Source organism: Streptomyces himastatinicus ATCC 53653, assembly GCF_000158915.1.
Taxonomy (GTDB): Bacteria; Actinomycetota; Actinomycetes; order Streptomycetales; family Streptomycetaceae; genus Streptomyces; species Streptomyces himastatinicus.
This window is the reverse complement of record NZ_GG657754.1, coordinates 3,443,294-3,462,743: the sequence shown is the minus strand read 5'-3', so window position 1 is coordinate 3,462,743 and position 19,450 is coordinate 3,443,294. Positions and strand designations below refer to the sequence as shown.

The following is a 19,450-nucleotide window of genomic DNA, read 5'->3' as shown; positions in this document are numbered from 1 at the left end:
ACAGAACCGTAACCCTCGTACATGATCCCGCTGTCGGTGCGATGTGATTACCTATCGGCATGGGCGCCGGGGTGCGCGTCCGTGCGTGACGGGGCTGCCGCGGGGGCCGCGGCTCCGAAGAGGGGAGCTGTTGTGATGATGCAGCCATTTTCGGGGGTGGCGACCGTGCGGGGCCGCAGGGGACTTCTCGCGCTGGTGCTCGGCGCGCTGCTGGCGCTGGTGACCGCGTGCGCCGGAGGCGGCGGTTCCGGCGACGACGGCAAGAAGGGCGACGGCACCGAGGCCGCCAAGCCCAGGCCGTTCCAGGCCCGGGTCACGGTCGAGCCGGGGGACGAGGCGAAGGATGTCGCCACCAGCGGCGCGCTCAAGGTGACCGCCGCCAAGGGCAAGCTGACCTCCGTCAAGGTCGAGGACGAGAAGGGCCGGTCGGTCGCCGGGAAGACCGCCGAGGGCGGCGCGAGCTGGAAGCCGGACGGGCGCCTGCGCGCCGACACGACGTACACGGTGGACGCCCTCGCGAAGGACGCGGACGGCCGCGCGGCGCGCAAGCACACCACCTTCACCACGCTGAAGCCCGACGAGACCTTCGTCGGCGTCTACAGCCCCGAGGACGGCTCCAAGGTCGGCGTCGGCATGCCGGTCTCGCTCCGCTTCAACCGGGGGATCACCGACCCGGGCGCGGTCGAGAAGGCCATCAAGGTCAGCGCCTCCCCGTCCGTGCCGATCGCGAGCCACTGGTTCGGCAACGACCGGCTGGACTTCCGCCCCGAGAAGTACTGGAAGCCCGGCACCAAGGTGACGCTGAAGCTGGACCTCGACGGCGTCGAGGGCAGGCCGGGGGTGTACGGGGAGCAGGACAAGACCGTGAAGTTCACCATCGGCCGCAGCCAGATATCCGTGGTGGACGCCAAGGCGCACACGATGAAGATCAAGCGGGACGGCAAGACCCTCAAGACGATCCCGATCACCGCGGGCGCGCCCGGCAACGAGACGTACAACGGCACCATGGTCATCAGCGAGAAGCTCGCCGTGACCCGGATGGACGGCGCGACGGTCGGCTTCAAGGGCGAGTACGACATCAAGGACGTGCCGCACGCGATGCGGCTGTCGGACTCCGGCACCTTCCTCCACGGCAACTACTGGGCGGGCCGCTCCACCTTCGGCTCGGCCAACGTCAGCCACGGCTGCGTCGGCCTCTTCGACCAGCGCGGCGGAGGCGATCCCTCCACTCCGGCGGCGTGGTTCTTCGGCCAGTCGCTCATCGGGGACGTGGTCATCGTGAAGAACTCGGACGACGAAACGATCCAGCCGGGCAACGGGCTCAGCGATTGGAACATGTCCTGGGACGAGTGGAAGGCGTAGGCGCACTGGGGCGCTGAGCCGGGGCGGCCACTAATCTGCGGCGTATGACTGTGAATCTTGAGGTCGCCGACGGCGTGGCCACCTTCCGCCTCGACCGTCCCCCGATGAACGCGCTCGACGTCGCCACCCAGGACCGGCTGCGGGAACTCGCCGCGGAGGTGACCCGCCGCGACGACGTACGGGCCGTGGTCGTCTGGGGCGGTGAGAAGGTGTTCGCGGCGGGCGCGGACATCAAGGAGATGCGGGACATGGACCACGCCGCGATGGTGGCCCGCTCCCGCGACCTCCAAGACGCGTTCACCGCCGTCGCCCGCATCCCCAAGCCCGTGGTCGCCGCCGTCACCGGTTACGCGCTCGGCGGCGGCTGCGAGCTGGCGCTGTGCGCCGACTTCCGGATCGCCGCCGAGAACGCCAAGCTCGGCCAGCCCGAGATCCTGCTCGGGCTGATCCCGGGCGCGGGCGGCACCCAGCGGCTGGCCCGGCTGGTGGGTCCGTCCCGGGCCAAGGACCTCATCTTCACGGGCCGTCAGGTGAAGGCCGACGAGGCGGTCGCCATCGGGCTGGTCGACCGCGTCGTACCGGCCGAGGAGGTGTACGAGCAGGCCCACGCCTGGGCGGCGCAGCTGGCCAAGGGCCCGGCGATGGCGCTGCGCGCCGCCAAGGAGTCGGTGGACGCGGGTCTGGAGACGGACCTCGACACCGGGCTCGCCATCGAACGCAACTGGTTCGCCGGGCTGTTCGCCACGGAGGACCGGGAGATCGGAATGCGGAGCTTCGTCGAGGACGGCCCGGGCAAGGCCCGTTTCTCCTGACCCAGCTCTTTCCCATGGCCCGGGTATGCCCCGTGCGAGCGAATTTCTTCGCCCGCCGGGCGGCCGCCCGATGGCCGGTTCCGGTACGCTGGGTGATCAGTTGTACGCGCGGTGACATCGCTGGTCAGGTGGGGTGTTTTGACTCCCTGCGCTGCCAATGGCATAGCTGGGATCGGTTTGTGGAGCCTGGGGCTCCGGTGTTCGGAATCCCCTGGTTCCGCCCCGGACGGCCTTTCGGGCGGCCATCATGGGGGGCATGGCGGGCTTGGAGGGAATGGAGCAGCCGCAGCAGCGCACTGGTACGGCTGCGGTCCGGCGGCTGCCGTCCGCCGAGGAGGATCCGGCTCTCAGGGCACTCGAACTGTTCGGGAATCCTGCGGACAAAGAGGTACGGCTGCCGTCCCGGCCCGAATCCGCGGCCACCGCCCGCCGGTTGACCGAATTCGTGGTGCTGCGCGACTGGGGGCTCCCCTGTCAGCTCGCCGAATACGCGGTGCTGCTCGTCTCGGAGCTGGTGGGCAATGCCGTACGGCACACCGGCGCCCGCAGCTTCGGGCTGCGGATGCTGCGCCGCCGTGGCTGGGTCCGGGTCGAGGTGCGCGATCCGTCGCGCGGGCTGCCGTGTCTGCTGCCGGTGGGGGCGCTCGACACCAGCGGGCGCGGCCTCATGCTGGTGGATCAGCTCTCCCAGCGGTGGGGCGTGGATCTGCTGCCGTGCGGCAAGACGACGTGGTTCGAGATGCGGGTCACGGAGAGTTCTTGAGGTGACCTAGGGCAGAGGTCCCGACCGTCCTCGTGTGACGGTCCGGGGACCTCTGTCCGCCCCGCCGAGGAGCGGAAGGGGTGTGGCTCCGCGGCATTCGGGGAACGACCGGGCCCGGGTCAATGGGGGTCGCGGTCCTGACTATTGCAGACCCGGTAGATCACCACCAACTCAATCCAAGGTGAGGTGTAACACCTGCCTTGTTAATGGCGGGTAGAAGCCTGACTTTCCTTTGTTGTTCATCTTGTGCCTGTCGGTTCTTGGCATGGCCCTGCCGACGCTTCACCATGGAACCGCGCTACGCGCGTCACATCCCGTCAGATCCCTTGTACTGGCACTGCATTCGGGAGCCCCCCATGGAAGCGCACGGCCCTGCCCCCACCCGACGCACCCTCCTCCGATCCGGCGCCGGTCTCGGCGCCGCCGCCCTCGCCCTCGCCGCCACCACCGCCACCGCCCACGCCGGTGACAGACGCCCCCGCCGCGCCGCCGCCTATCCCCCCACCCACTGGATCCCGGCCTCCACCTCCAACTACCGCGTCTCCAGCCGCCCCACCGCGTACCCGATCGAGTTCGTCGTCATCCATGTGACGCAGGAGACGTTCCCGGACGCGGTGAAGATCTTCCAGGACCCGGCCCGGCAGGTCTCCACCCACTACATGGTCGCCTCGGCCGACGGCTACATCGGGCAGTTCGTCCGCGAGAAGGACGTCGCCTGGCACGCGGGCAACAAGGACTACAACAACCGCAGCATCGGCATCGAACACGAGGGCTGGGTGGACGACCCCGCCTGGTTCACCGACGAGATGTACGCCTCGTCCGCCGCCCTCACCGCCGCCGTCTGCGACCGCTTCGCCATCCCCAAGGACCGCGACCACATCATCGCCCACAGTGAAGTCCCCGGCTCCGACCACACCGACCCCGGTCCGCTGTGGGACTGGGACCGCTACATGGAGCTGGTCGACCAGGGCTGAGCGGACGCTCGCCGGACCTCTGGCCAGGGGCCGCTAATCTGTGCGGGTCAGACTCACGCACGAAAGGGGCGGAACAGGTGGCGGACATCGAGGCGGCGCGCAAAGCGTTCGAGCGGTACGACCTCAACGGGGACGGGCTGATCACGGCGGCCGAGTACAAGAGCGTGATGGCGCAGCTGGGGGACCCGTATGTCACGGAGCCCGTCGCCCAGGCCGTGATCAACGCCCACGACGGCAACGGTGACGGTCAGCTCAACTTCGACGAGTTCTGGGCCGCTCAGAACAAGGGCTGACCCATCGGGTTCGGCCGGGCCGCACGGCGGCGCCGCCGGCGCGTCAGCGCCAGCCGCGTCGCTGTGCGCTCGCCCGCCTTCGGCGGTCGTTGCACAGCAGGCAGCGGCCGTATCCGGGCGGCAGCGGATCGTCCGGATCCCCGTACAGCGGGTCGACCGCCCCGCGCGGATGCTGGGAGCATCCGGTCGTCCCGTGCTCTGCGGTCAGCGCACCGGCCGCGGCAAGCGCCCGGCGCAGGGCGTCGGTGAGCAGCTCGGTCTCCTGGCCCGACGGCGCGGCCTCGAGCGAGAAGGCGATGTCGGACGCGGTCGTGAGCGCGCTGCGGAGTTCGCGGAGGTCTGCGTAGCTCATACCCGAAAGCGTAGGCGCCCCCACCGACAACGCCTCTGACCAGCCCGGACGACGGCACTCACGCCTCGCTCTGCTGGCGCTCCTCTTCGTCGTCGTCCCCGTCCATGAGGTCCTCGACCGCGTTCGCGACCCGGGTGACCGTGGCCCAGGTCTTCAGCGACGCCTTGCTGGAGAAGTCCGCGAGGTTCTTGTCCACCGGCCGGTCGGTGTACTGGTGGATCCGCCACTTCGCCTTGATCCGCGGCTTGCCCGCCGAGACGTAGTCGGCGATCCACAGCCCGTCTCCGGCATAGGAGGTGGTGTCGTGGTTGAGCCAGAAATTCCGGTTGCAGTACAGCAGCACGCGGTGCGTGGGCCGCAGCTTCTTGACCTCCCGGATGAACCGGTCCTTCTCCGCGTTGCTGGCATACGTTCCCGAGCCCGTGGTCTCCCAGTCCACGGCGAGCAGATCGTGCTTCTGGGAGGCGCACTTCTCGACGAAGTACCGGGCCTGCGCGGCGATGTTCCCGGGCCACAGGAAGTGGTAGAAGCCGACTACGCACCCGGCCTTTCGCGCCTTGGCCGCCTGGGAGGACTGCTTCGGGTTGATGTACGACCGGCCCTCGGTGGCCTTGATGAAGACAAAGGCCAGCCCGTCCGTGTCGAAGCTGGACTGGTGCGAACTCACGTCGATGCCGTGCAGCATGGTTCCTGCCTCAGGGGGAGAAGTTGAAAAGGGGAACGGGCTCTCCCTTGTCATGCCCGGTCCAGAACCCTACGCAACGCTGTGGGGGTCACGCAGGGTATTTGCACGTGCGACTGGATTTGGCCGGGAAATACGTGTTTCTCCCCCGCCGTCATGCTATGCCGTCGCCCCGGACTCACCCTTGCACATGAGTCTGGAGAACGTCGCAGGTGTACTGGAACTCCTCCGTCAACCGCGTGGCCTCGATCACCAGCACCCCGTACGGCCGCGTGGGATCCCCCAGCGGCAGACCGTCGCTCTCCGCCTGCTCGGTGACGGTCTTGCGCTGCTCCTGCATGTCCTCGGCCAGTTCGCACAACTGCCGGGCCTGCTCCCGCAGATGTGTCTCGTCCAGCTGGGCCAGCACCCGCACGATCTCCTCCAGCGAGCCGAGAAAGGTGCCGTAGCACCGCAGAAACTGCCGGTAGGTGTCGTCCCGCTCCTCCTCGCGCCACCGCTCCAGGCTCCTGGTGAGCGACGCCAGTTGATACGCGGCCCGCTCCAGCGCGTCCAGCACGGCACGGTAGTTCGCGAACGACGTCCGCCCCCGATGCCGGGGCAGCAGCCGCCGCGGATTGAACGGAACACTCTCCTCCGCGGTCTGTAGCCCCGACCTCGCCTGATTGACCAGCGCCTGGGCGTGGCCGGACCGGGAACGCCAGTGCCGCGCGTGCTCCTCGGCGAACTCCCCGTCGCGCATCGCCGGTCCCATGTCCGCGAGCAGCGACTCCAGCGCCCCGGCCAGCGCCCGGATCCCGTGCTCCGCGCTCCGGTACCGCAGCGGCGGTACGAGCACGACGTTCACCAGCAGCCCGAGCGAACACCCGATGAGGACGAGCAGCACGATCTGCCCCAGCTGGGTCGCCCGCTCCGTATTGCTCGTCGCGGAGACATAGGTGGAGAACGCGAAGAACGCCGCCGTCGCCACCTGCGACCGCTGCGCCCCCAGCGCCTTCCACTGCCCGATCGTCAGCGCGATGGCCGCGACCAGCACGAACGTCAACAGATCCGGCCCCGCCAGAAACCCCAACGCCGCCTGGACCGCCACCCCCGTCACCACCGCGGCGACATAGCGCAGGGACTGCGCGATCGACTGGTACACCGTCACGTTCATGATGAGGACGGCCGAGAACGGCGCGAACGCGGGCGACTGCGCGTGCAGCAGGTCTGCCGCCGTGAACCAGGCGAGGGTGGCCGCGAGCGTGCACTTCCCGATCAGCAGCAACGTATGCCGCTCGGGCCCGTGCGTCACCGCCGCCCGCCGCCCCCACTCCCACAGCCGCCCCCGCCGCGTCCGCGCCTCGTCATGCCCACCGCCCGTGCTCGTCTTGCCGTCCATCCGCCTATGGGTTCCCCCTCGGCGTGATCTCTCACCTGGTCAGACGGATGAACTCCCCCGGGGAGGGGTGACGGAGCGTGGCGGCGTCGGCCGTCCACTCGACCCCGCCCCGCTCCGGCCGCAGAAAGGCCACCCGGCCGCCGTCCACCTGATGGTCGAAGAGCAATTCGTCGGGGCTGTGCACCGCCTGCACCACCCCTGTCCGGCCGCTGGCCGGGTCGTACGCCATCTGTCCGGGTACGGGTCGTTGCGTGTTCATGCGGTTCGCTCTCCGGGATTCGTCGGGGTCCTGCGGATGTGGACGGTGTGGTCGGGGTGTCGGCGGCGCAGCACCTCGTAATCGGTGGCCCTGCTGTAGTCCCCGGCCTGTTCGGCCTCTTCGCGCAGCGCCTCGTAGTGCAGGCAGAGGGGGCAGGTGCTGGATTCGTTTATGCGTTCGGAGGGAAACACCATGGGGGGTTCTTCCTGACCTGGATGTCTCTTGCGGGCTTTAATCACCCTGTGTACTCCCAGCGTTGCCCTGCGGGGCCGCGCGCAACAGGGATCGGGGCACACCAGGAGGCTTGGGGTGAGGGGAGATTCACAGGTGAGTGAGCTGACGGAAGGACAGGAACCGTCCAGCGGGGCCGCGTTTTTCGGCGCCGAGGTACGGGTCTGGCGGTTGCACGCGGGGCTGAGCCAGCGGGAGTTGGGCTTGAAGGCCAACTACGGGCAGCAATATGTGGCCAAGGTGGAGGCGGGCGAACGGCTGGCCAGTCCCGAGTTCGCGGACGCGTGTGACCGGATCTTCGGCACGCCGGGTACGTTCGCGCGGCTACGGAAGCGGGCGAGCCAGCACGGCTATCCGGAGTGGTTCATCCCGTACGTGCAGTTGGAGCGCCAGGCGACGGGCATCTCGGACTTCTCTGCGACGCTCATCATGGGCATGCTCCAGACCCCCGAGTACGCCCGGGAGATCTTCGAAGCCGTCCATCCCCGGGCGACCGTGGCCGACATCGACGCCAAGGTCGAGCGACGACTGCGGAGGCGGGAGGTGATGGAGAAGGATGCACCGCCGCTGCTGTGGTGCGTCCTGAGCGAGGCGTGTCTGCGGAACGAGGTGGGCGGCCCCAAGGTCATGGCCGCCCAGCTGGCCCACCTCCTGAAGGAGGCGGAGTCTCCGCACATCACCCTGCAAGTACTACCGTTCGCAGTGGGGGCATCCCCAGCGGCAGAGAGTTTCACCCTTCTGACGTTCGAGGAAGGGCCCAGCATCGTCTACGCGGACACGGCGATGGCAGGCCAGCTCATCGATTCACCGGAAGCGGTGGCGAACGCGACTGCCACCTATGACCGACTGCGGGCTGCGGCTCTGAATACCCGCCAGTCGTTGTCCATGATCCGTAAAGTGATGGAGGAATACGCTCGATGAGAACTGTCCTCGACCTGTCGTCTGCTGCATGGGTCAAGTCCAGCTACAGCAACGGCAACGAAGGTCAGTGCGTGGAGTTCGCGCCTGGCATAGCCGCCGCTACCGGTGTCGTCCCGGTCCGGGACAGCAAGGACCCGGCGGGGCCCGCGCTGGTCTTCCCGGCGGGCGCGTGGGGTTCGTTCACCACCGCCCTGCGCAGCGGAGAGTTCCCCACCCCCTGACGCCCAGCGCCCCCCAGCCCCGTCGCCCTCACGTACGAGAGCGACGGGGCTGCGCGCAGCGGAGAACTCCCGGCGCTCTGAGTCAGTCGGTCATCGGTCACATTGAGTAGTAGTCTCGCGGAAAGACAGAGACTCCGTGGACCTCTTCCTCGGGGTCGTCCGGGGCTGGATTGAAGAGAGCGAAACCGAGGTCGGTGAACTCGACTCCCTGATCATCTTCTGTTCCCTCAATGCCGTGCTCTCGCAGGTCGCCGAGAACATGCCTGTAGGGGCGACCGAAGAGGGTGATCCCTTGATACGTCACCTGTGCTTCTGGGGTGACCTCGATGAGTTCAAGGGAGTCGTCTTGGTTGAAGGACAGGAGCAGCCCCTTCTCTGGGAATTGATCAGTTGGGCTCTCCGAATCGCCGCGCCGAAATGAGGTGAAGGACCCCAGCCTCTCGCGCAGTCCGGTCCTGGGCTCGCCGAATCGGACAGAGTCGAGCCCTTCGTTCGGGGTGATCGTGTAACGCGCCATTCTATTCACCAGCCCTTGGGGAGGAAGTGGATCACCGCACCGGTTCCGGCGCCTACGCATCCCCTAAGATGAAGGGCCGCTCTCGGTCGGTGGCGTCAGGCATGGTCAATCGTTGTGGCGATGCCGGACTCCTTGAGAAGTTCAGCAAGCAGGGAAACTTCCACGAGAGTTCCCCGACACCCTTCCTCCTCGGTAAGCTCCGCGGCCGATTGCTTCGCCTCGCCGATGGATACTCCGAAGGCGTTCCGGAACGCTCTGAGGATCTTTCCTCCAGAGCTGATCGGCCCCTCGACTCGGAGGCGCCTATACCCGTGCTCGGCCAGGATGGGTCGCCGCACTTCGTCCGGAGTGGCGCCCCAATCACCGTCGTGCGAAACGCCACAGTCGTTGCAGGACCACTCAAGTTCCCAGTGGAGCCTGCCCTCCTTCACCAGTTGCACCGCCCATCCTTCGCAGGGCCGACCGCAACCGCCGCACGGCTCAATGAGCCTGGCCGCCTGCTCAATCATTGCCAGCCTTGCAATTCTGCCGGAGCCGTCGCGACTTCGCGGTGCCGGACTCGTCGTCCAATGAGAGGAGCAGGAGCTGCTCGCCCAGGGTGGGGGTGACGGATGGTGGGCCCGGTCCGATCCGCTGTGGATCTTTGCGTTCATGGGCAGGCATGGCGGGCTGCCTCGACCAGCCGGAGCATTATGTGTGAAGTACTGGGTGTGTGTTTTATTCGCTTCCGCCAGTGTCATCCACCAATGCTCTCCGGGCTTCCTCCAGAGACTCCGCCATCTCTTCTTCGTCCATATACGGGAGCCCTTCCCCTGGGCGGTACAGGGAGACGGATTCGCTGAGGATCTCATAGACGTCCGAGTCAAGGAAGTAGTCGATGGTGACCGCTTCGATCTGACTCACGATCTGCATCGATCTGTCCTGGCCGGATAGAAACACGTCGATCAGCTTGAGTAGAGATTCCCGTGGGTTCACGGCAAAGTTACCTGCTTTGGGATCATCACTGTGACGACATATTGAGGGTTGCTCGCGCTGACGGCTACGAATGGCTTTCCTGGGAGTGAGGGGGCTCTCACCTGAATGGTATCCCTGTACGGATCGAACTTGATCTTTGTCCCCTTGTTCAGAATGTGGTCCACCACGTCCAGTGTCGTAGGTGGACGGCCAGGCCCGCTTCCGGCGACGCGCTCGGCAGCGTGTGCTGAGAGTGTTCGGCCACCGGGAGTGATCAGTCTTGGGACGTGGAGGTTGATTTCCTGCCGGTGGGAGAAGACGCGGTCATAGCGAACCAACTCGCCCCGAGGAGCCGAAGGCAAGGGCTCCGGAACCATGTAGGAAGGCTTTTTGGGCGCGAGGCCGTCTGGATCTGCCCAGACGTGGGGGTTGTGGACGTAGGTGGTGGGGTTGGGCGCGGGTGCCAAGCCGAGCGGGTCGGGGGTGAGGTAGCGGGCGGTTTCGGGGTCGTAGTGGCGGTGGAGGTTGTAGTGGTGGCCGGTTTCCAGGTCGTGGTACTGGCCCGGGAAGCGGAGGGGTATGTAGGCGGCGGCGTCGGTGTTCCAGGTGGTGGTGCCCCAGAGGGTCGTGCGGGACTGCCAGGCGGTGTGGCCGGTGTCGTCGACGAGGTGGGTGGGGGTGCCGACCAGATCGGTGATGATCGCGTAGAAGCGGGTGTCGATCTCGTCCTGGGGCGTGTCGACGGCCGGGGCGTAGCGGGTGGTCTGGGCGAGTGGGATCAGGCCGGTCTCGTCGTGGTCCCAGGTGAGGTTCTGCCGACCGGTCCAGTCGGTTGAGGTCGTGCTCTGCTCGATGAGGGTGGCGCCGTGCCAGGTGAAGCGGGTTTCCTCGGCGACTGTGCCATCAGCGGCCAGCCGTTGTTTGGCGGTGCGTCGGCCGAGGGGGTCGTAGCGGTAGTGCCAGGTGGTGCCGTCGGGGGTGACCACGCGTGTGAGGCGGTCTTCGGTGTCCCAGGTGTAGCGCCAGGTGTCGGGCTTCCTCGGCAGGCGGGCCTTCTGGCGCAGCGTGGTGCGGCCTGCGGCGTCGTATTCGTACCGGGTGGTGCCCGCGGCGCGTATTTGGGTGCCGGTGTAGGCGCGTTCGCCCGTCGAGTCCGCACCGGGGTGCTGGTGCGGCCAGGTGGCGTGGGCCTGGTTGCCCGCCGGGTCGTAGGCGTAGGACTCCTGCCACGTGGCGGCCCGTACCTGGGTGACGCGACCGACCGGGTCCAGGGTGTAGTGGCTGGGCCCGGCGGTGGTGTCCTCGACACCGGAGAGGTAGCCGTCAGGGCGCCAGGTGTAGGTGCGCCGCAGCAGGCTCCGCGTACCCGCGGTGCAGGACTGGCCGATGAGGCGGTCCGCCGGGTTCCATGCCTGGGTCAGGGACAGTCCTCCCGCCCAACTCCGCCGGATTTCGCGGCCCGACGCGTCATGGGCGACGGTCAGCTCCCTGCCCCCGGTGGTCAGCGTGGTGCGGTTGCCTGCCGCGTCGTACGCGTAGGCGGTCTCCGCCCCTGCCGGGGTACGGCGGGAGGTGAGCTGCCCTGCCGCGTCGTAGGCCAGGTGCAGGGTGCGGCCGTCCACGGTCTCGGACAGCATGCGGCCGAGGGGGTCGTAGGCCCGGTTCAGCTCGGTGTCCGGGCCGACGGCTTCGAGCAATTCTCCGTCCGGGTCCCAGCGGAAGGTCGAGACCTGCCCGGCGGCATCCTGGGCCACCAGGCGGCCCAGCGCGTCGTAGGTGTAGTCGGTGCGTCGGCCCATCGGGTCGGTGCGCGAGAGGAGTTGACCCGCCGTGTCGTGCTCGTAGGCCACCCTACGGTCGTCGAAGTCCGTCTCGGCTATCAGACGGCCTGCCGCATCGTAGGTGTAATTCCACGTCAGGCCCTGCGGGTTGGTGACCTTGGTCAGCCGCAGGGCCGCGTCGTGCTCGAACTCGTGGCGGACGCCGTCCGGGCCGGTGCGGGCGGCCAGGAGGTCGAAGTGGGTGTACTCGTACGCGGCCGTGCCGCCGACGGGGTCGGTGTGGGTGAGGCAGTTGCCCTCGCCGTCGTACGTCCAGGACTCCGCCGACCCGTCCGGGGCGGTGCGGCGCAGGAGCCTGCCTTCGGGGCTCCACTCGTAGCGGGTGATCGCGCCCAGTGGGTCGGTCTCGGCCACCGCGCGGCCGAGCGTGTCCCGCTGGTAGCGGGTGGTGGCCCCCAAGGGGTCGGTGATCTCGACCGGAAGTCCGGCCCCGTCGCAGCGCACCCGGGTCGTCGCGCCCAGCGCGTCGGTGACGGCGAGCAGGCCGCCGCGCGCGTCGTAGAGGTAGCGGGTGGTGGCGTCCAGCGGGTCGGTGAGCGAGGTGCGGTTGCCTGCCGCGTCGAAGGTCTGGCGCCACACCGCGCCGCCCGGGCCGGTGATCTGCACCGGGTTGCCCTGGGCGTCGAGCACCGCGCCGATCTCGCTGCCGTCCGGCCGGATCACGGCGGTCAGGTGCCCGTGTTCGTCGTAACGGAAGCCCGTGGTGCGGCCCAGCGGGTCGGTCTCGGCGACCGTACGGCCGACCTGGTCGTACGCGGTGCGGCTGATCGCGCCCGCCGCGTCGATCTCACCGACGACCTGGTGCGCCTCGTCGACCAGATAGCGGGTGACCGCACCGTCCGGGGAGGTCAGGGTGGTGATCTTCAGGCCGGGGAAGTCCGGGTCGGTCTCGTCGTAGCCGATGCGGAAGGTGAAGTGGCCGCCTTCGCCGCGCTCGGCGGTGACCCGGTCGAATGCGTCGTAGGCGTAGGAGAACCACCGGTTGTTGGTGTCGGTCCAGGAGGTGATCCGCCCGGCCCGGTCGTAGACGAAACGCAGCGGCAGCCCAGAGGAGCCCGTGGTCTCGGTGAGGTGGCCGTCGGTGTAGCCGTAGCCCATCACTCGCACGTCCCCGGCGTACAGGCCGGTGATCCGACCGTTCTCCGAGGTCAGCCGCAGCCGGTAGCCGCCGCTGTGCAGGACCTCGACCGGCGCCCCGGAAGCGTCGTGGGTGAAGGTGATGCGGTTGCCGTTGCGGTCGGCGATCTCCCGCAGGAGTGCCGCCGTCCCGTCGTAGTGCGGGGTGAAGGTGCGGATGAGCCCGGCCTCGGGGTCGGTGACGGTGTACGTGCCGCCGTCCGCCGACCGTGCCAGCGGCCACCGCGGCCCCTCCGCGGGCATGACCGCGGTGCCGCCCGGCACCGGATGCGGATAGGCCAGCAGCAGGCCGTCCTCGGTGAAGAACACCACGCCCTGCTCGTCGGACTCCAGCCGCTGGTCGGCCGTCGAGGCCCAGGTCGGGCCGAACCACTGCCCGGCCCGGTATCCGGAGTCCACCCGGCGGGAGAACACCAGCGGCAGCACCCCCGCCAGCTCCACATCCGTCTGCGGCAGGAACATCCGCCCGGTCGCCAGGTCCACCGGGTCCGTACGGCCGTGCCGTATGCGGTCCCACGTACGGGAGAACACGCCCCGGCCACCGCCCCGAAGCGCCCCGCGCGCCCACTGCGTCGCCTCGCGCGCCGCCAGCCTGGCCCCGACGCGTGAGGCGATCGGGGCCAGGGCGCGTGGGGCGAGGCCCATCAGCAGGGTCTCCGCCAGCCCGCCGCCCATGGCGAGTTCCAGCGGCAGCGCGTACGGCATGGCGAACATGGCGAGGGTGAGGAGGAGGGGAAGACCGACCTCGAGGAGCTTCGACAGGAGAAAGCCGTCGGCGCCCAGGATGCGGTAGCCCGCCAAGGGAGCCTCACCGTCGGCGATCGCCGGCCAGCGCGACAGCAGCAGGCCGCCGACGACGAGACTGCCCGTGCAGACGGCGATGCGGAACTGGACCAGGGCGACCGTCTCGCCGAGTGGCGACGCGCTCGCAGTCCGGTAGCCGCGTACGGCGGAGATCAGCCGCCACACGGTCAGGGACAGCCCCGCCAGGCCCACCCCGACCAGGATGCGCAGCCCGGTGCCCCCGGCGAAGTACTCCTGCACACCCTTCGCGGACGGGAAGGAACCCACCGCCAGATACGCCAGAGAAGGAACGGCCAGCAGCAGGCCGAGCACCAGGAGCACCTTCTCGTGCCCCGGCATGCGGGGACGCTGCTCCCGGGCCCGGCGCCACAGCTGCCCGAAGCTCACGCCACGCCAGGCCTCCTGGCTGTGGGTCGCGTCCATGTGCCGGGTCTGCCGGACGACTGACTCGCGCAGCGGCTCCAGCCTCTCCGCGCGGGTACGGGGGTGGGCCGCGGCGTAGAGCAGCGCCCGGCGCTGCCGGGCGTAGCCCAGCGCGATGATCCAGGTGGCCGGAAGACGCAGCAGGGCGTACCCGAAGAGCACTTCCGCGGCGGTCCGGCCCTGGCGTTCGGCAGCCAGTACGGCACCGGGCTCACGCCGCCGGCCCAGGCGGGACCGGCGCAGATCCCAGATCCACGCGGCGGCGAGACACCCCAGGACGATCCACAGCCCCCAGTCCCCGGCCAGCCTCTCCCGCCACTCCATCGCGGTGTCGTCGTGCTCGAAGGCGGCGTAGTTGTACACCCAGTGGATCGCCAGCGCCCCGGCCATTGGCACCAGCGCCGCGGCCCGGGCCAGCACGCGGGCACCGCACCACAGCAGCCCCACCGCCAGCCCGCCGAGCACGCTGGTGAAGATGTGCACCTCGTAGGGGAGCACCGGACCCCGGACGATGTCGACGGTGCCGGTCGGCGCGGGAAACCAGCTGCCGAGGATCTGCCCGGGGCCGGGAACGTACGGATGGTCGGCCAAGCTCTGCGCGATCTGCCAGCCGCCCTCATCCACGGGAAGCGCCTTGTCTCCGGACTCGGCATAGGTCAGCAGGTTCTCCAGCAGGCTGAACCCCGCCCCGGCGGCGCCGCCGAGCACCACGAAGTCCGCCAGCCCCCACTGCATCCGCCCGCGCAGCGCCCACCCGGCGATCAGGAGCGGTGCGACCTTCAGCAGCTCCTCCACCACCGGAGCCGTCGTCCACGACACCGCGTCCATGACGGCTGCCAGCGACTTCCCTTGTGCGGTCGCCAACTGGCGTGCCACCACCAGCTCCAGCAGCATCGAGACCACACCGCAGCCGTACGCACCCACCCCGAAGGCGAGCAGCACCGTCGGCCACCGCACCGTCCGCACCGGCCAGGACAGCAACAACAGTTGCAGCACGGCCCACACCGACGCAGCAGCCATCCAGAACCCCACGCCCCGTGCCCCCTCCGACGCTGCTACCGGCCCGTCACGCTAAGTCGAACTCTCCTTCAGGGCAAGGCACTTCGGGGGCGCGCGGCGCTCTGCCAGTCGCCACCGACAGCGCTGTCCCTGCCGCCGGCTCGCGGAGTCGGCCAGATCTGAATCCGATAATGGCCGGGCCCTGGGATCGGGGCGTTCATGTTCTCCCCGGAATCACGGTTGCGGATCTCAGGTCTGGGCATCGCCCTGTGCGCCAGTGGTGGCGCGCTGCTGCACCTGGGGTGACACCCCGGCCGGTCCGGCCTCCCGGGCGGATGTCTTCGGATGGTGTGTGTGAATCCGTGAAGGTGAGTGCGCTCACCGCGTTTCTCACGACGCTGGGCAACGCGCCGCCAGGGCCTGCTCCTTGTACGCGACCGGGCGCTTCGTTCGAACCTCACCGCATGTAGGGTGCGTGCCAGGATGCCTGGCCTGCGCCCAATTCGGCGTCGAACGGGTGGAAATACACGTAGTGAAGGGCGGCCATGCGTTCCGGGGGCTTCACAGGGCAGCGGATGCGGCTGTCCCTGGTACTGCGGAACTCAGTGGGCAGCACCTGCTGCCCGGCCGCCGGCTTCGGCGCGAACCCTTTCTTTCACGGCCAGTTTCCCGCTACCGGGGGACAGTTCGGCTCGATGGGCCGACTGCCGTCCCCCAGCCGTCTCGATCAGGTATGAACCGGGGGAACGACCATGTCACTGACTTACCAGGATGTGATGACCACCGATCTTTCGCTGCTGTCGGACGCGTCCGAAGTCTGGCGGAAGATGGGTGAGCTCATGGGCGACGTGAAGGACGACTACCAGAAGCATGTGCAGGGCGCCCTGGGCGACGGCAGCTGGCGGGGGCAGGCCCAGGAGGCGCAGCAGAGCACCTCCAAGGCGACGGCCTACGAATTCGCGGCGGCCAAGAAGGAGGCGCAGGCCATCGCCCGTCTCCTGAAGGAGGCCCACACCGAGCTGACCCGGCTGAAGAAGGCGGTCAAGGATCTGGTCGACGACGCCGTGGAGAAGGACTACAAGGTCGACAGCACGGGCAAGGCCACCTATGTCGGTTTCGACAAGCTCTCCGAGAAGGAGCAGTACGCCGCCCGCCACGACCCGGACTACATGACGTCGTTGTCCCATGCCAAGGAACGGGCTCAGAAGTGGACCGACAGGATCACCAAAGCGGTGAATGAGGTGGACGAAGCCGACCAGAGCGTGAAGCGGGCGCTGACCCGCGCGGTGGGTGACACCTCGCTCGACGGCATCGGCTTCAACGGGTTCAACGCGCATGCCGTAGGTGATCTGAAGAAGGCCGGAGTGCCGGAAAAGTCCAGCGCCACGAAAGCCGACGGATGGACTAAAAAGGGTAAGTTCGACATGACCGGACCCGACCTCGGTACGTCCAGCAGCGGCCCTGCCTACGGTAGGCAAGGCATGGACAAGGCATACGCCGACCTCTTTCATATCACTGGGGAAGGATCGGCGACCAATGGGCACGTGAAGCTCTCGGGGATTGGCGATCTCTATGGGGGTGGCAGGGCCACGAAGAGCTACGGATTCAGCGACAAGGGCATCGATGCCAACGCCGAGGCGTCGCTGGGTGTGCGGGCGATGGCCGAGGGGCACGCCAATGCCGGAACGCACGGTGTTTTCGGGCGGCTTACCGGGTTCGGTGGCGCTGAGGCCTCGGTCACGGCCGAGGCCGGTAAGGATGGGGGCAAAATCGGTGGGGAACTGTTCGCCGGGGCGAAGGGAACCGCCACTGGAGGCTTCGAGTCCGGTGGGATCAGCGCCGGCGTGACGGGCGAAGGCTGGGCCGGCCCGGGTGCTAAGGCCGAGTTGACGTTCGGCAAGGAGGATGACGGAAAATTCCATATCGGCGGGGAACTAGGTGCGTCCCTTCCTGTCGGGGGTTCTGTGGGAATGGAGCTCACCTTCGATCCGGACAAGATCTCCGACACAGCAGGCAAGGCGGCCGATGCGATGGGCGATATCGGTGACGCGGCCGGATCGGTCAAGGACGGCATTACCGACCTGTTCTGACCTCTTACTACCCAGAAAGGAGAGCCCGAGATGCCCATGGTGCTGCCGGTATCGATCGAATTTCGCCTACCGGAGGGCTGGTACGCCGTTCCTCCGGACCAGGTTGGCGCGCCGGACGTGGCCTTCGTCGCGCGGCATCCGCAGCCGGACGCCGGGTTCACCGCCAACATCACCGTCGACGGCGATTTCCGGCCGGACGCGTCGGCGCTGGCCGAGATCGCCGATGAGTCTGTGCAACGCATGCGCGAGATCGCCGAGTCGCTATGGGTGACCGGCCGCGACGAAATCGGCTCAGTCGACGCGCCAGGGCTGACCCAGGAGCTGGCCCTATCGGCCGTCGCCGGTGGCGTGCGCCGCGATCTCGTCCAGTCGCAGGTGTATTTGTCCATGCTGGACATCGATGACCCAAGCAAGCGTTCGGTGATCCGGCTGGCTCTGACCGCCACGGCGGACCAATTCGACAGCGTACTGGAGGATTTCCGTGAATTCGTACGCACCGTTCGCCCGGAAACCAGGACGTCGGCCTAACGCATCGTGTCGAGACCGAAGTTCTTGCGCCGACTACCCCACACTCATAGGTTGATCCAATGGGCCTCTTTGACAAACTGACCGGCACGAAGCGACCAAGCGGCGGTGTCGAGCCGCGGCCCGCCCATGAGGTCCGGGCCGCACTGCTCGACTTGTGTGGGTCGGACGTTCCGTACGTCATTCGCGATGGCACCCCGGAGGGGGTCGACCTGGTCGCGGAGTGGAAGCTCAAGGAACCGGCCTGGCGGAACTTTTTCATCAGGTCCCAATTGAGCCGAGCCATTGAGATCCGGATGCGCCTCGTCCCGGAGAATCACGAGGTGCGTGCCCTCGACCGAATGTGGGAGGTCGACCGGATTGGGAACATGCCGGTGTCCAAGAGATATGTTCGCGGCCCGGCCAACACGAAATCCCTGCGGTGGTCGATCGGGCGCGGGGCCGATGGCCGTCTTGAGGCAACGGAGACGTTCCGCTTCGACACCGCGGAACTCAAGGACCCCCTGCGCGACACAGTTCTCAAGGCGGGATGGACATGGCGCGGAGTGATCCTGGGCCAGCCGTGACCGGCCGCGTCAGCATTCGATGACGTTGACCGCGAGCCCGCCCCGCGCCGTCTCCTTGTACTTGACCTTCATGTCGGCGCCGGTGTCCTTCATGGTCTTGATGACCTTGTCGAGGGAGACATGGTGGCGGCCGTCGCCGCGCAGCGCCATCCGCGCGGCGGTCACGGCCTTGACCGCGGCCATGCCGTTGCGCTCGATGCAGGGGATCTGCACCAGCCCGCCGACGGGGTCGCAGGTCAGGCCGAGGTTGTGTTCCATGCCGATCTCGGCGGCGTTCTCGACCTGCTCCGGGCTGCCGCCCAGCACCTCGGCGAGGCCGCCGGCGGCCATGGAGCAGGCGGAGCCGACCTCGCCCTGGCAGCCGACCTCGGCGCCGGAGATGGAGGCGTTCTCCTTGAAGAGCATGCCGATGGCACCGGCGGCGAGGAGGAAGCGGATGATGCCTTCCTCGTCGGCGCCGGGGACGAAGCGGGTGTAGTAGTGCAGGACGGCCGGGATGATCCCGGCGGCGCCGTTCGTCGGGGCGGTGACGACACGGCCACCGGCCGCGTTCTCCTCGTTGACCGCCATCGCGTACAGGGTCACCCACTCCATCGCACGGGCGGCCGCGTCGCCCTCGGAACGCAGGGCACGGGCGGCGTTGGCAGCGCGGCGGCGGACCTTCAGCCCGCCGGGCAGGATGCCCTCCTGACCGAGGCCACGGGAGACGCAGTCCTCCATGACCTGCCAGATCTCCAGCAGACCCGCACGGATCTCCTCCTCGGTACGCCACGCCTTCTCGTTCTCCAGCATCAGGGCGGAGATGGACAGGCCGGTCTCGCGGGAGAGCCGCAGGAGTTCGTCGCCGGTGCGGAAGGAGTACTTCAGGACGGTGTCGTCGAGCTTGATGCGGTCCTCGCCGACGGCGTCCTCGTCGACGACGAAGCCGCCGCCGACCGAGTAGTAGGTCTTCTCCAGCAGCGGATGGCCGGACTCGTCGTACGCGAAGAGGGTCATGCCGTTGGCGTGGTACGGCAGCGAGCGGCGGCGGTGCAGGATCAGCTCGTCGGACTCGTCGAAGTCGATCTCGTGACCGCCCTCGATCTCGGCGGCGAGCAGTCGCAGCCGCTTGGTGGTGCGGATGCGCTCGACCTCGCCGTCGGCGGCCTCGACGTCGACGGTGCGCGGGGAGTGGCCCTCCAGGCCGAGCAGCACGGCCTTGGGGGTGCCGTGGCCGTGGCCGGTGGCGCCCAGGGAGCCGAACAGCTCCGCCCGCACCGCGGCGGTGGGGGCCAGCAGGCCCTCGTTCTTCAGCCGGCGGACGAACAGCCGTGCCGCCCGCATCGGGCCGACGGTGTGCGAGC

20 protein-coding genes and 1 pseudogene are annotated in these 19,450 nt (G+C 68.3%); 10 read left to right on the top strand and 11 right to left on the bottom strand.

Going from position 1 to position 19,450, the window contains the following annotated elements; genetic code table 11:
- Positions 1–135 precede the first annotated feature (135 nt).
- The 5 genes from SSOG_RS14075 (at position 136) to SSOG_RS14055 (ending at position 4,204) form a co-directional block, all read left to right on the top strand.
- Entirely contained in the window at positions 136–1,362 is a 1,227-nt protein-coding gene (locus tag SSOG_RS14075; RefSeq protein ID WP_009714892.1) for a L,D-transpeptidase, read from the top strand.
- A 44-nt stretch (positions 1,363–1,406) separates the two neighbouring features.
- A complete protein-coding gene (locus SSOG_RS14070; protein WP_009714891.1) occupies positions 1,407–2,174 on the top strand; it encodes an enoyl-CoA hydratase/isomerase family protein in 768 nt (255 codons plus the stop codon).
- 256 nt (positions 2,175–2,430) lie between these two features.
- On the top strand, positions 2,431–2,937 hold the full coding sequence (locus tag SSOG_RS14065) for an ATP-binding protein (RefSeq protein WP_039941062.1): 507 nt from the start codon (positions 2,431–2,433) through the stop codon (positions 2,935–2,937).
- Positions 2,938–3,293: 356 nt separating this feature from the next.
- Positions 3,294–3,911 (top strand): N-acetylmuramoyl-L-alanine amidase, encoded by a 618-nt coding sequence (locus SSOG_RS14060; protein WP_009714889.1) that lies wholly within the window; start codon positions 3,294–3,296, stop codon positions 3,909–3,911.
- Between the two features lie 77 nt (positions 3,912–3,988).
- On the top strand, positions 3,989–4,204 hold the full coding sequence (locus tag SSOG_RS14055; RefSeq protein ID WP_009714888.1) for an EF-hand domain-containing protein: 216 nt from the start codon (positions 3,989–3,991) through the stop codon (positions 4,202–4,204).
- A 43-nt stretch (positions 4,205–4,247) separates the two neighbouring features.
- Here the strand turns inward: SSOG_RS14055 and SSOG_RS14050 are convergent, their stop codons facing one another.
- From SSOG_RS14050 to SSOG_RS14030, 5 genes are all read right to left on the bottom strand, one after another.
- Positions 4,248–4,556: a hypothetical protein gene (locus SSOG_RS14050; RefSeq protein ID WP_039937539.1), complete on the bottom strand. Its 309-nt coding sequence runs from the start codon at positions 4,554–4,556 to the stop codon at positions 4,248–4,250.
- Positions 4,557–4,614: 58 nt separating this feature from the next.
- Positions 4,615–5,241 (bottom strand): glycoside hydrolase family 25 protein, encoded by a 627-nt coding sequence (locus SSOG_RS14045; protein WP_009714886.1) that lies wholly within the window; start codon positions 5,239–5,241, stop codon positions 4,615–4,617.
- Between the two features lie 175 nt (positions 5,242–5,416).
- On the bottom strand, positions 5,417–6,619 hold the full coding sequence (locus SSOG_RS14040) for an aromatic acid exporter family protein (RefSeq protein WP_009714885.1): 1,203 nt from the start codon (positions 6,617–6,619) through the stop codon (positions 5,417–5,419).
- 31 nt (positions 6,620–6,650) lie between these two features.
- A complete protein-coding gene (locus tag SSOG_RS14035) occupies positions 6,651–6,878 on the bottom strand; it encodes a hypothetical protein (protein ID WP_009714884.1) in 228 nt (75 codons plus the stop codon).
- Positions 6,875–7,072 carry a hypothetical protein gene (locus tag SSOG_RS14030; RefSeq protein ID WP_009714883.1) on the bottom strand — a complete coding sequence of 66 codons (198 nt, stop codon included), beginning with the start codon at positions 7,070–7,072 and terminating at the stop codon, positions 6,875–6,877. Before SSOG_RS14030 ends, SSOG_RS14035 begins: the two co-directional genes overlap by 4 nt.
- A 133-nt stretch (positions 7,073–7,205) precedes the next feature.
- Between SSOG_RS14030 and SSOG_RS14025 the strand changes: the two genes are divergently transcribed.
- Together SSOG_RS14025 and SSOG_RS14020 are read left to right on the top strand one after the other, a co-directional pair.
- Positions 7,206–8,030, top strand: a complete 825-nt coding sequence (locus SSOG_RS14025) for a helix-turn-helix domain-containing protein (RefSeq protein WP_039937536.1) — start codon at positions 7,206–7,208, stop codon at positions 8,028–8,030.
- Entirely contained in the window at positions 8,027–8,251 is a 225-nt protein-coding gene (locus SSOG_RS14020) for a DUF397 domain-containing protein (RefSeq protein WP_009714881.1), read from the top strand. Before SSOG_RS14025 ends, SSOG_RS14020 begins: the two co-directional genes overlap by 4 nt.
- 97 nt (positions 8,252–8,348) lie before the next feature.
- Here the strand turns inward: SSOG_RS14020 and SSOG_RS52345 are convergent, their stop codons facing one another.
- The 5 genes and pseudogenes from SSOG_RS52345 to SSOG_RS58440 all read right to left on the bottom strand — a co-directional run.
- Positions 8,349–8,768, bottom strand: coding sequence for a hypothetical protein (locus SSOG_RS52345; RefSeq protein WP_154685933.1), 420 nt, complete (start codon positions 8,766–8,768; stop codon positions 8,349–8,351).
- Between the two features lie 95 nt (positions 8,769–8,863).
- On the bottom strand, positions 8,864–9,208 hold the full coding sequence (locus SSOG_RS14010; RefSeq protein ID WP_039937533.1) for a hypothetical protein: 345 nt from the start codon (positions 9,206–9,208) through the stop codon (positions 8,864–8,866).
- 277 nt (positions 9,209–9,485) lie between these two features.
- Positions 9,486–9,743, bottom strand: a complete 258-nt coding sequence (locus tag SSOG_RS14005) for a hypothetical protein (protein ID WP_009714879.1) — start codon at positions 9,741–9,743, stop codon at positions 9,486–9,488.
- On the bottom strand, positions 9,740–13,501 hold the full coding sequence (locus SSOG_RS14000; protein ID WP_009714878.1) for a DUF6531 domain-containing protein: 3,762 nt from the start codon (positions 13,499–13,501) through the stop codon (positions 9,740–9,742). Before SSOG_RS14000 ends, SSOG_RS14005 begins: the two co-directional genes overlap by 4 nt.
- Before the next feature lie 777 nt (positions 13,502–14,278).
- Positions 14,279–14,947 (bottom strand): annotated as a pseudogene (locus SSOG_RS58440) (PrsW family glutamic-type intramembrane protease); the annotation flags it as partial.
- Positions 14,948–15,678: 731 nt separating this feature from the next.
- Here SSOG_RS58440 and SSOG_RS13995 point away from each other — a divergent pair.
- Genes SSOG_RS13995 through SSOG_RS13985 form a run of 3 tightly spaced genes read left to right on the top strand, consistent with a single transcriptional unit; the run spans position 15,679 to position 18,107 of the window.
- Entirely contained in the window at positions 15,679–17,016 is a 1,338-nt protein-coding gene (locus SSOG_RS13995; RefSeq protein ID WP_009714877.1) for a hypothetical protein, read from the top strand.
- Between the two features lie 30 nt (positions 17,017–17,046).
- Positions 17,047–17,544, top strand: coding sequence for a hypothetical protein (locus SSOG_RS13990; RefSeq protein WP_009714876.1), 498 nt, complete (start codon positions 17,047–17,049; stop codon positions 17,542–17,544).
- 59 nt (positions 17,545–17,603) lie between these two features.
- The gene (locus tag SSOG_RS13985) at positions 17,604–18,107 is read left to right on the top strand and encodes a hypothetical protein (RefSeq protein WP_009714875.1); all 504 of its coding nucleotides are present in this window, start codon (positions 17,604–17,606) and stop codon (positions 18,105–18,107) included.
- 9 nt (positions 18,108–18,116) lie between these two features.
- Here the strand turns inward: SSOG_RS13985 and SSOG_RS13980 are convergent.
- A partial coding sequence (locus SSOG_RS13980) for an L-serine ammonia-lyase (protein ID WP_039937529.1) occupies positions 18,117–19,450 on the bottom strand: 1,334 nt, incomplete at its 5' end.

Bases quoted from the DNA above. Each gene is read 5' to 3' on its own strand.
- SSOG_RS14075 (WP_009714892.1), top strand. From the start codon at position 136: ATGATGCAGCCATTTTCGGGGGTGGCGACCGTGCGGGGCCGCAGGGGA.
- SSOG_RS14070 (WP_009714891.1), top strand. From the start codon at position 1,407: ATGACTGTGAATCTTGAGGTCGCCGACGGCGTGGCCACCTTCCGCCTC.
- SSOG_RS14065 (WP_039941062.1), top strand. From the start codon at position 2,431: ATGGCGGGCTTGGAGGGAATGGAGCAGCCGCAGCAGCGCACTGGTACG.
- SSOG_RS14060 (WP_009714889.1), top strand. From the start codon at position 3,294: ATGGAAGCGCACGGCCCTGCCCCCACCCGACGCACCCTCCTCCGATCC.
- SSOG_RS14050 (WP_039937539.1), bottom strand. From the start codon at position 4,556: ATGAGCTACGCAGACCTCCGCGAACTCCGCAGCGCGCTCACGACCGCG.
- SSOG_RS14045 (WP_009714886.1), bottom strand. From the start codon at position 5,241: ATGCTGCACGGCATCGACGTGAGTTCGCACCAGTCCAGCTTCGACACG.
- SSOG_RS14040 (WP_009714885.1), bottom strand. From the start codon at position 6,619: ATGGACGGCAAGACGAGCACGGGCGGTGGGCATGACGAGGCGCGGACG.
- SSOG_RS14035 (WP_009714884.1), bottom strand. From the start codon at position 6,878: ATGAACACGCAACGACCCGTACCCGGACAGATGGCGTACGACCCGGCC.
- SSOG_RS14030 (WP_009714883.1), bottom strand. From the start codon at position 7,072: ATGGTGTTTCCCTCCGAACGCATAAACGAATCCAGCACCTGCCCCCTC.
- SSOG_RS14020 (WP_009714881.1), top strand. From the start codon at position 8,027: ATGAGAACTGTCCTCGACCTGTCGTCTGCTGCATGGGTCAAGTCCAGC.
- SSOG_RS52345 (WP_154685933.1), bottom strand. From the start codon at position 8,768: ATGGCGCGTTACACGATCACCCCGAACGAAGGGCTCGACTCTGTCCGA.
- SSOG_RS13995 (WP_009714877.1), top strand. From the start codon at position 15,679: ATGTCACTGACTTACCAGGATGTGATGACCACCGATCTTTCGCTGCTG.
- SSOG_RS13990 (WP_009714876.1), top strand. From the start codon at position 17,047: ATGCCCATGGTGCTGCCGGTATCGATCGAATTTCGCCTACCGGAGGGC.
- SSOG_RS13985 (WP_009714875.1), top strand. From the start codon at position 17,604: ATGGGCCTCTTTGACAAACTGACCGGCACGAAGCGACCAAGCGGCGGT.